This window comes from Bacillus sp. S10(2024), from assembly GCF_050473865.1.
Classification (GTDB): Bacteria; Bacillota; Bacilli; order Bacillales; family Bacillaceae_G; genus Bacillus_A.
Map to the genome: position 1 here is coordinate 1 of NZ_JBFLUR010000003.1, position 10,133 is coordinate 10,133.

Here is a 10,133-nt window from a genome sequence, read left to right on the forward strand (position 1 = left end):
ATGCGGGAACATTTCACAGTAAGTTAACATATGATGAAACACAGAAAAAAAGAAGACTGCCACATGCAGCCTTTAAGAACCGATAAATTTAACGACTGTTGCGATGATAAATAAGGTGGTAAAAAATCCGAATGAAACGATAAAGCCTACCCCTGAGTCGACAGCGTCATTACGCTTACTTTGAACGTTTTTTTCAAATTCATTCATCTCTGAATCCCTCCCAACATTCCACTATAGTATAAAATATTGTCAGAAAAAAATCTACAATTTATCCAGTTATTCGTAACTCGTAATCTTGCCATTGATTTAAAATTCGAAATATTTAACTTTGATAGTTGGCAAAGTCTCTTTTCAAGATTTTGAGCGGTGGGATAATTCCGATTCAAGCTTGATTGGTTCAATGCTTTTCCAAGTGTGCTAACAGTTGTCATTCATAACTCGCAAGGAAGGTGCAAACAATAAAATTAAGGTGGTCACCGTTATGAAATAAGGTTCCCGGGGCTTATTTTGTAACGTTTTATATAGATCAAGGAACGGGTGGCTGCCTGTTCCTTTGGACTTGTAAAACAGCAGTTGTCACATTACTATAAGTATATAAAGTGTTAGGGAGTAGGAAATGACATGAGTGATATACATAAAAAAATAAAGAAAAAGCAATTTGCTTCGTTATACTTGTTATATGGAACAGAGGCATATTTTATAAATGAAACACTTCGGCTTTTGACATCAGAAGCGTTAGCTGAGGAGGATCGTGAGTTTAATGTCGTTACGTATGACTTGGAAGAATCATATATAGAGGAAGTTGTTGAGGACGCAAGGACGCTTCCTTTTTTTGGAGAACGTAAAATTATCGTTGTAAAATCACCGTTGTTTTTAACATCACAAAAAGCCAAAATTGAGCAAAACGTCAAAGTGCTAGAAGAATATATTGCTGAACCTTCGCCATTTTCGATCCTTGTGTTTATTGCTCCGTTTGAAAAATTGGACGAGCGTAAAAAAGTTACGAAGCTCTTGAAAAAAACAGCGGATGTAGTAGAAGCAAATGCTATGCAAGTGCAAGATGTACGTAAATGGATTATAAGCCGTACGGAAGAAATGCATATTCAAATAGAAGAAGCGGCAGTTAGTTTGTTATTAGAGTTTGTTGGAAGTAATGTAACGATGCTTGCTAAGGAAATGGATAAACTAACATTATATGTGGGAACAGGCGGTGAAATTACGGCAAAGCTTGTCGCAGAACTCGTTCCAAAGTCTGTTGAACAAAATGTATTTTCTTTAACAGAAAAGGTAGTAAAAAAAGATATTGCAGGTGCGATGCGTATTTTAGAAGGGTTATTCACACAACAAGAAGAGCCGATTAAACTGCTTGCGCTTCTTGTGAGTCAATTTCGTTTGTTATATCAAGTGAAAGAACTTCAGCAGCGTGGTTATGGGCAAAATCAAATTGCATCTCACATCGGTGTACATCCGTATCGTGTGAAGCTGGCTATGAATCAAACAAATTTTTTCTCGTTTGAAGCGTTAAAACGAGTGATTCACGAACTTGCTGAGGCAGATTACAATATGAAGACAGGAAGAATGGATAAACGTCTTGTGCTAGAATTTTTTCTTATGCGTTTAAAATCATATTGGATAGTGGAAAAATGTTCATGTAAACATCTGCATGAACATTTTTTTTTTTGTAAATAAAAAACGACCCATACGGATCGTTTTTAAACGCCTTACGCGTTTACTTGTTTCGCTAAGCGAGATTTTTGACGAGATGCAACGTTTTGGTGGATAAGACCTTTACGAGCTGCTTTGTCAAGTTTTTTAGAAGCTACTTTGTATGCTTCTTTTGCTGTTTCAAGATCGTTATTGTTAACTAAAGCTTCTACAGTTTTAACAGCTGTACGCATGTCAGACTTGATAGAAGCGTTATGTGCACGACGCTCTTCACTAAGTTTAGCACGTTTGATAGCAGATTTAATGTTTGCCATATATTTCACCTCCCTGGTGCAATCGAGTGACTCGATTCTTACATAGAACAAGTGATATTCTATCAAACGGAGAAGAGAATTGCAATAGTGGGAACGATGAAATTTCAATATAGGAAAAGAATGTCTGAAAATAAATTGGGGAATTCTAATAAATATTATTATAAATAGTGGAGGAGATTGTATGAACGGACCGCTTGATTTAAGTAAATATGGGATTCGAACAGATCTTGCATTAGAAGCCCACCAAATGCTGCAAGAGAAGCAAGAAGAAAAAACAGCGATTCAAGGTGTAATTGTAAAAGAGCGCGAAGAAGAAGGGATTACAATTACAAAGGTGACAATCGATGAAAGTGCCGCTCCGACGATGGGAAAGAAACCAGGGAATTATTTAACTTTAGAAGTGCAAGGAATTCGTCAGCAAGATACAGCGCTGCAACAAAAAGTAGAAGGGATTTTTGCAAAGGAATTTTCGCACTTTCTAAAAGAAATTGGAATAAGTGAAGAAGCAAGTTGCTTAATTGTTGGTCTAGGTAATTGGAATGTAACGCCGGATGCTTTAGGTCCAATTGTTGTAGAGAATGTCCTTGTTACGCGCCATTTGTTTCAGCTGCAGCCGGAAAGTGTTGAGGAAGGGTTTCGGCCTGTCAGTGCAATTAGGCCGGGGGTTATGGGGATTACAGGTATTGAAACGAGCGATATGATTTATGGGGTCATTGAAAAGACGAAACCAGATTTTGTAATTGCGATTGATGCGCTTGCTGCTCGTTCTATTGAACGAGTAAATAGTACCATCCAAATTTCAGATACTGGTATTCATCCTGGTTCTGGTGTTGGGAATAAACGAAAAGAATTGAGTAAGGATACGCTAGGTATACCGGTGATTGCAATTGGCGTTCCGACCGTTGTAGATGCAGTTTCAATTACAAGTGACACAATTGATTTTATCTTAAAGCATTTTGGGCGTGAGATGCGTGAGGGTGTAAAACCATCTCGTTCTTTACTCCCAGCCGGTTTTACATTTGGTGAAAAGAAGAAACTGACAGAAGAAGATATGCCAGATGAAAAAAGCCGCAATATGTTTTTGGGAGCGGTTGGTACGCTAGAAGAAGAAGAGAAGAGAAAGCTAATTTATGAAGTGCTAGCCCCACTAGGACATAATTTAATGGTAACACCTAAAGAAGTGGATGCGTTTATTGAAGATATGGCGAATTTAATTGCGAGTGGCTTGAACGCAGCTCTTCATCATCAAGTTGATCAAGGCAACACAGGGGCATATACGCATTGATTGAAAAAGGAGAAATAAGAAGTGGGGCAGTTTACACGCAAATGCATCATTGTCGTTGTGAGTGCATTTTTTATAACGTTAGCCGGGATGCAAGTTGCCAATAGTGGATTGAAACGAATGAAGGGCTATAATAATCCCACATATGAGCAAATTGCTCACATAACAGGAACAAACTACGGGGATATAGAAAAAATAATTCCTGGAAATGCATTTTCCGTTGAAGAAAAACAAGCGCAACTAGAAAAATTAAAAAGCTTTAATATGCTCGAAAGTATGGAAGAGGATTGACTTCTTTGGTGCAAAATGTTATTCGTAGCATAACATGTACCATAGTTGATAAAATAAAAGGTATATTTCATTAATTTAAAGTATAAAAAAGCGGCTATCTTACGTACGAGTAAGGTAGCTTTTTGGATTTTTAGGAAAGGTTTGTCTATTGTTTACAAATTGCATATGATAATAGTAAGAGTACTTGCTTATATCGTAACACCAGTTTTCATTGAATCTTTTTCCTTGTATTGATATAATCAGTGCTAGTGTATATTGGCGAGATTAGTAGGAGTGATAAATAGATGAACAAAGAAGAAAGAGCAAAAAGGCAGTCTAAAATTCGTAACTTTTCCATTATTGCTCACATTGACCATGGGAAGTCCACGTTGGCAGACCGTATTTTGGAGAAAACAAATGCGTTAGCACAACGCGAGATGAAAGCACAGTTGCTTGACTCCATGGATTTAGAGCGTGAGCGCGGGATTACAATTAAATTAAATGCAGTACAATTAACGTATAAAGCGAAAGACGGAGAAGAATATATTCTTCACTTAATTGATACACCAGGACACGTCGACTTTACGTATGAAGTGTCTCGTAGTTTAGCGGCTTGTGAAGGTGCGATCCTTGTTGTGGATGCGGCGCAAGGAATTGAGGCTCAAACATTAGCAAACGTATATTTAGCACTTGATAATAACTTAGAAATTTTACCGGTTATTAACAAGATTGACTTACCAAGCGCTGATCCAGAACGTGTTCGTCAAGAGGTAGAAGATGTAATTGGATTAGATGCGTCTGAAGCGGTTCTTGCTTCTGCAAAAGCGGGTATTGGTATTGAGGAGATTTTAGAGCAAATCGTTGAAAAAGTACCAGCTCCAGCAGGTGATTCGGAAGAACCATTACAATGTATGATTTTCGACTCTTTATATGATCCATATCGCGGTGTAATTGCTTATATCCGTGTTGTAAATGGAACGGTAAAAGTTGGCGATAAAGTACGCATGATGGCAACGGGTAAAGAGTTTGAAGTAACAGAAGTTGGTGTATTCACACCGAAAACAACACAACGTAAAGAGTTAACAGTAGGTGATGTAGGGTTCTTAGCAGCATCGATTAAAAATGTTGGCGACACGCGTGTAGGTGATACGATTACACATGCAAAACGTCCAGCAGCAGAACCTTTGCCGGGGTATCGTAAATTAAACCCAATGGTATTCTGTGGTTTATATCCAATTGATTCGGCACGTTATAATGATTTACGTGATGCATTAGAAAAGTTAGAATTAAATGACTCTGCTCTTGAATTTGAACCAGAAACGTCTCAAGCACTTGGATTTGGTTTCCGCTGTGGATTTTTAGGCTTACTTCATATGGAAATTATTCAAGAACGTATTGAACGTGAATTTAAAATTGATTTAATTACAACAGCACCAAGTGTTATTTATAAAGTATATTTAACAAACGGTGAAGACATGATAGTTGATAACCCATCTAACATGCCAGATCCGCAATCTATTGATCGTGTAGAAGAGCCGTATGTAAAAGCATCTATTATGGTTCCAAACGATTATGTTGGAGCAGTTATGGAAATTTGCCAAGGAAAACGCGGAACATTTATTGATATGCAATATTTAGATGAAACACGCGTTACTTTGACATACGAAATTCCGCTTTCTGAAATCGTATATGATTTCTTCGATCAATTAAAGTCGAATACGAAAGGATATGCATCCTTTGATTACGAGTTAATTGGCTATAAACCATCTAAGCTTGTGAAGATGGATATTTTATTGAATGGTGAGCAAGTTGATGCACTATCCTTTATTGTGCATCGTGATTCAGCATATGACCGCGGAAAAGTGATTGTAGAAAAGTTAAAAGAGTTAATTCCAAGACAGCAGTTTGAAGTGCCTATACAAGCGACAATCGGAAATAAAGTTGTGGCGCGTTCTACAATTAAAGCGATGCGTAAAAACGTATTAGCGAAATGTTACGGCGGTGACATTTCTCGTAAACGTAAACTTCTTGAAAAACAAAAAGAAGGTAAGAAGCGTATGAAGTCTGTTGGTTCTGTAGAAGTACCACAAGAGGCATTTATGGCTGTACTGAAAATGGATGATAACTAATAAAAAGAAGCCGTACAAACGGCTTCTTTTTATTTAGGGAGCAGAAATCAAAGTATTTAAAGTTTTGGTTAATATTTAGACATCTTTGTATCTCTCCTTTACAATAGTGATGAAGCTTTTGATTGTAAGAAGAAAAGTTATTTGGGGAAGAATGCGAATAGATAAAGTTCGCATAGGATTACAGAAGTAAATAAACCTCCGAAATGCGGAGGTTTTCTTTTTAGAAAGGTAGGAACAGAATTTGATACAAGCTGCATATATTCATATTCCGTTTTGTCAGCATATTTGTCACTATTGTGATTTTAATAAAGTGTTTATTGAACGTCAGCCAGTTGAACAATACTTGCAATATTTAGAGAAAGAAATTGTGAATACAATCAACAAAACGTCTTTTAAAGAAATGAAAACGATTTTTGTTGGTGGAGGAACGCCAACAGCGCTAAATATGGAACAGACAAAGCAATTGCTAGACATTATTAATCGTCGTTTACGTCCGTTTGCGCCAAATTGTGAACTAACTTTTGAAGCGAATCCAGGAGATTTACCAAAAGAGAAATTAAATCTTCTACTAGAAGGCGGTGTAAACCGGATTAGTTTTGGTGTTCAAACATTTCGTGATGAATTATTGAAAAAAATTGGACGGAGGCATACGAGAGAAGATGCGTTTATAGCGATTCGTGAGGCGAAGGAAATAGGTTTTGCAAATATTAATGTTGATTTAATTTATGCATTGCCTGGTCAAACGATAGAAGATGTGAAAGAAACGTTAGAGATTGCATTTACACTTGGGGTTCAACATTTCTCTGCGTATTCTTTAATTGTTGAACCGAAAACGGTCTTTTATAATTTAATGAACAAAGGAAAGTTGAGACTTCCAGGTGAAGACAGTGAAGCTAAAATGTATGAAATTGTGATGGATGCCATGGAAAAGCATGGTTACCAGCAGTATGAAATTAGTAATTTTTCGAAAGAGGGCTATGAAAGTAGACATAACCTCACTTATTGGAATAATGAAGAATACTTCGGTTTCGGAGCGGGTGCTCATAGTTACGTAAATGGCGAGCGGATTCAAAATGTAGGTCCACTAAAGCAATATTTTACGAAAATTGATGAGACAGGTTTGCCCTATTTAGATGTTCATACAGTAACGACACAAGAAAAAATGGAAGAAGAGTTATTTTTAGGGCTTCGAAAAACAGCAGGTGTTTCAAAAGTAGAATTTAGCAAAAATTCGGCGTAGAGATGAACGACATCTTTGCAAAACAATTACGTCATAATAAAGAACATGAATTGCTTCAAGAAACAAACACTCATGTCTGTTTAACAAGAAAAGGGAAGTTATTAGGAAATGAAGTCTTTCAATCATTCTTGGTGGATTAAACGCTGTATCCCGCTCAAACAGACGGTACATAGAGGTAAATCGAGAAGAGAAACCGTCTGTTTGAGCCCGATTGGCAGGGCTAATTAGTAGCAAAAAAAAACGCTGCTAAAAGTTTCACCTTATCTCATCACGTTTCCGTTGACAATTCAATAGCAACTTTGGTAAGTTAGTAATAGATTTAGCACTCGAAACATAAGAGTGCTAACAGAGGTGATGATGAAATGCTTACGGAACGTCAGCTCTTAATTTTACAGACGATAATTGATGATTTTATCGGATCAGCACAACCTGTTGGATCAAGAACATTATCTAAGAAAGAAGTAATTACATTTAGCTCAGCAACAATTCGAAATGAAATGGCTGACTTAGAAGAATTAGGGTTTATTGAAAAAACACATAGTTCTTCAGGGCGCGTTCCTTCTGAAAAAGGGTATCGCTTTTATGTAGATCATCTTCTTGCACCGCAACATTTGCCTAGTGAAGATGTTGTACAAATTAAAGACTTGTTCGCTCAAAGAGTTTTTGAAGCAGAAAAGCTTGCGCAGCAATCCGCGCAAATCTTGTCAGAACTCACGAGTTATACGGCAATTGTTCTTGGGCCAAAAGTTAGTGCGAATAAGCTGAGAAATGTACAAATTCTTCCACTTGGTCATCAAACAGCGGTTGCAATTATTGTAACTGATACAGGACATGTGCAAAGTAAAACCATCACAGTTCCAGAATCTGTTGATTTGCAAGATTTGGAAAAAATGGTTAACATTTTGAATGACAAGTTGTCTGGTGTACCGATTTCAGAACTGCATAATAAAATTTTTAAAGAAATTGTAATGGTTTTGCGTCAGTACGTTCATAATTATGATAGTGTCATGAAGATGTTAGACGGTACATTCCAATTTCCGTTATCTGAAAAAGTATATTTTGGTGGAAAAACAAATATGCTTGCGCAGCCAGAATTCCATGATATTCAAAAGGTCCGATCATTACTCAATATGATTGAAAATGAAGATGCTTTTTATGACATCTTAAAGAGTAAACAAATTGGCATTCAAGTGAAAATTGGCCGTGAGAATTCTTCTGCTGCAATGGAAAATTGTAGTTTAATTTCTGCGACATACTCAATTGGAGATGAGCAGCTCGGAACAATTGCGATTTTAGGACCGACAAGAATGCAATATTCTCGTGTTATTAGTTTGTTACAATTGTTTACAAAACAATTTACAGATGGCCTCAACGGTTTGTATAAACCGAAATAATAAGAAACTTTCATTTGTAGCGGAGATATCTCCCGCTGCTGATGATTAGTTGAATATAAGAAATTAGATGGCTTGGTTCGTGCTGATTTGTGCCTGCCCTGCCTTTTTAAGGAGGTGAAAGTTGTGGAAGAGCGTAATGAACAAGTGGTAGAAGAAGTAAAAGAAGCGCAAACAGAAGAAGCTGTAGCACCAGAAAATAGCGAAGAAACTGTTGAAGAAAAAAGTGAAGCTGCTCTTTTACAAGAAAAAGTAGATGAATTACAAGCGAAATTGACGGAAACGGAAGGTCGCATGCTTCGTCTACAAGCTGATTTTGAAAACCATAAGCGCCGCGTTCAACTAGATAAGCAAGCGGCTGAAAAATATAGATCACAAAGCCTTGTGTCAGATATTTTGCCGGCTCTTGATAATTTTGAAAGAGCAATGCAAGTAGAAGCAAATGATGAGCAGATGAAATCTTTATTACAAGGGATGGAAATGGTATATCGTCAGTTGCAAGAGGCGCTAGTAAAAGAAGGTGTTGAAGCGATTGAAGCTGTTGGAAAGCAGTTTGATCCACATGAACATCAAGCTGTTATGCAAGTAGAAGACAGTGAATTTGAATCAAATGCGGTTGTGGAGGAATTCCAAAAAGGCTATAAGCTAAAAGATCGTGTGATTCGACCATCAATGGTAAAAGTAAATCAATAATTACATAAATGTAGGAGGTTTCCCCATGAGTAAAATCATCGGTATTGACTTAGGTACAACAAACTCTTGTGTAGCTGTTATGGAAGGCGGAGAGCCAAAAGTTATTCCAAATCCAGAAGGTAACCGTACAACTCCTTCTGTTGTAGCTTTCAAAAATGAAGAGCGTCAAGTAGGGGAAGTAGCGAAGCGTCAAGCGATTACGAACCCAAATACAATCATGTCTGTTAAACGTCATATGGGTACAGATTACAAAGTAGAAGTTGAAGGTAAAAACTATACACCTCAAGAAATTTCTGCAATCATTTTACAAAACTTAAAAGCTTCTGCTGAAGCATACTTAGGTGAAACAGTAACAAAAGCTGTTATCACAGTACCAGCATATTTTAACGATGCAGAACGCCAAGCAACAAAAGACGCTGGCCGAATTGCTGGTTTAGAAGTGGAACGTATTATTAACGAGCCAACAGCAGCTGCACTTGCTTACGGTTTAGAAAAACAAGACGAAGAGCAAAAAATTCTAGTATATGACTTAGGTGGCGGTACATTCGACGTATCTATCCTTGAATTAGCAGATGGAACATTTGAAGTTATTTCAACTGCTGGTGACAACCGTCTTGGTGGTGACGACTTTGATCAAGTTATTATCGATCATTTAGTAGCTGAATTTAAAAAAGAAAACAATATTGACTTAAGTCAAGACAAAATGGCACTTCAACGTTTGAAAGACGCTGCTGAAAAAGCGAAAAAAGATCTTTCTGGTGTAACACAAACACAAATTTCATTACCGTTCATTAGTGCTGGAGCTGCTGGTCCATTACACTTAGAATTAAACTTAACAAGAGCGAAATTCGAAGAGCTTTCAGCTAACCTTGTTGAAAGAACACTAGAACCAACTCGTCGTGCGTTAAAAGACGCTGGTCTTTCTGCGAGCGAGTTAGACAAAGTAATTCTTGTTGGTGGTTCTACTCGTATCCCAGCTGTACAAGAAGCGATTAAACGTGAAACTGGTAAAGAGCCATATAAAGGAGTAAACCCTGATGAAGTTGTAGCTTTAGGAGCTGCAGTTCAAGGCGGCGTACTTACAGGTGATGTAAAAGGCGTTCTATTATTAGACGTGACTCCACTTTCTTTAGGTATCGAAACTATGGG

At 37.3% G+C, this 10,133-nt stretch carries 8 protein-coding genes and 2 pseudogenes; 8 read left to right on the plus strand and 2 right to left on the minus strand.

The window, feature by feature from the left end; translation table 11 throughout:
* Window positions 1–72: 72 nt before the first annotated feature.
* Entirely contained in the window at window positions 73–207 is a 135-nt protein-coding gene (locus tag AB1280_RS24175) for a YqzM family protein (protein WP_020062228.1), read from the minus strand.
* Window positions 208–621: 414 nt separating this feature from the next.
* On the opposite strand from AB1280_RS24175, the gene holA reads away from it, so the two are divergent.
* Window positions 622–1,689 carry a DNA polymerase III subunit delta gene (holA, locus tag AB1280_RS24180; RefSeq protein ID WP_429757406.1) on the plus strand — a complete coding sequence of 356 codons (1,068 nt, stop codon included), beginning with the start codon at window positions 622–624 and terminating at the stop codon, window positions 1,687–1,689.
* 32 nt (window positions 1,690–1,721) lie between these two features.
* Here the strand turns inward: holA and rpsT are convergent, their stop codons facing one another.
* Window positions 1,722–1,979, minus strand: coding sequence for a 30S ribosomal protein S20 (gene rpsT, locus AB1280_RS24185; protein ID WP_020062230.1), 258 nt, complete (start codon window positions 1,977–1,979; stop codon window positions 1,722–1,724).
* A gap of 181 nt (window positions 1,980–2,160) precedes the next feature.
* On the opposite strand from rpsT, the gene gpr reads away from it, so the two are divergent.
* The 7 genes and pseudogenes from gpr to dnaK form a co-directional block, all read left to right on the plus strand.
* On the plus strand, window positions 2,161–3,264 hold the full coding sequence (gene gpr, locus AB1280_RS24190; RefSeq protein ID WP_429754505.1) for a GPR endopeptidase: 1,104 nt from the start codon (window positions 2,161–2,163) through the stop codon (window positions 3,262–3,264).
* A 21-nt stretch (window positions 3,265–3,285) separates the two neighbouring features.
* A complete protein-coding gene (locus tag AB1280_RS24195) occupies window positions 3,286–3,552 on the plus strand; it encodes a DUF3679 domain-containing protein (RefSeq protein WP_429757407.1) in 267 nt (88 codons plus the stop codon).
* Between the two features lie 284 nt (window positions 3,553–3,836).
* Window positions 3,837–5,660 (plus strand): elongation factor 4, encoded by a 1,824-nt coding sequence (gene lepA, locus AB1280_RS24200; protein WP_272186779.1) that lies wholly within the window; start codon window positions 3,837–3,839, stop codon window positions 5,658–5,660.
* 241 nt (window positions 5,661–5,901) lie between these two features.
* Window positions 5,902–7,040, plus strand: a pseudogene (hemW, locus tag AB1280_RS24205) (radical SAM family heme chaperone HemW).
* Window positions 7,041–7,262: 222 nt separating this feature from the next.
* The gene (gene hrcA, locus AB1280_RS24210) at window positions 7,263–8,294 is read left to right on the plus strand and encodes a heat-inducible transcriptional repressor HrcA (protein ID WP_272186781.1); all 1,032 of its coding nucleotides are present in this window, start codon (window positions 7,263–7,265) and stop codon (window positions 8,292–8,294) included.
* Window positions 8,295–8,417: 123 nt separating this feature from the next.
* Window positions 8,418–8,984: a nucleotide exchange factor GrpE gene (gene grpE, locus AB1280_RS24215; RefSeq protein ID WP_242222884.1), complete on the plus strand. Its 567-nt coding sequence runs from the start codon at window positions 8,418–8,420 to the stop codon at window positions 8,982–8,984.
* A gap of 25 nt (window positions 8,985–9,009) precedes the next feature.
* Window positions 9,010–10,133: pseudogene (gene dnaK / locus AB1280_RS24220) on the plus strand (chaperone protein DnaK); the annotation flags it as partial.

Bases quoted from the DNA above. Each gene is read 5' to 3' on its own strand.
- hrcA (WP_272186781.1), top strand. From the start codon at position 7,263: ATGCTTACGGAACGTCAGCTCTTAATTTTACAGACGATAATTGATGAT.
- rpsT (WP_020062230.1), bottom strand. From the start codon at position 1,979: ATGGCAAACATTAAATCTGCTATCAAACGTGCTAAACTTAGTGAAGAG.
- holA (WP_429757406.1), top strand. From the start codon at position 622: ATGAGTGATATACATAAAAAAATAAAGAAAAAGCAATTTGCTTCGTTA.
- AB1280_RS24175 (WP_020062228.1), bottom strand. From the start codon at position 207: ATGAATGAATTTGAAAAAAACGTTCAAAGTAAGCGTAATGACGCTGTC.
- lepA (WP_272186779.1), top strand. From the start codon at position 3,837: ATGAACAAAGAAGAAAGAGCAAAAAGGCAGTCTAAAATTCGTAACTTT.
- gpr (WP_429754505.1), top strand. From the start codon at position 2,161: ATGAACGGACCGCTTGATTTAAGTAAATATGGGATTCGAACAGATCTT.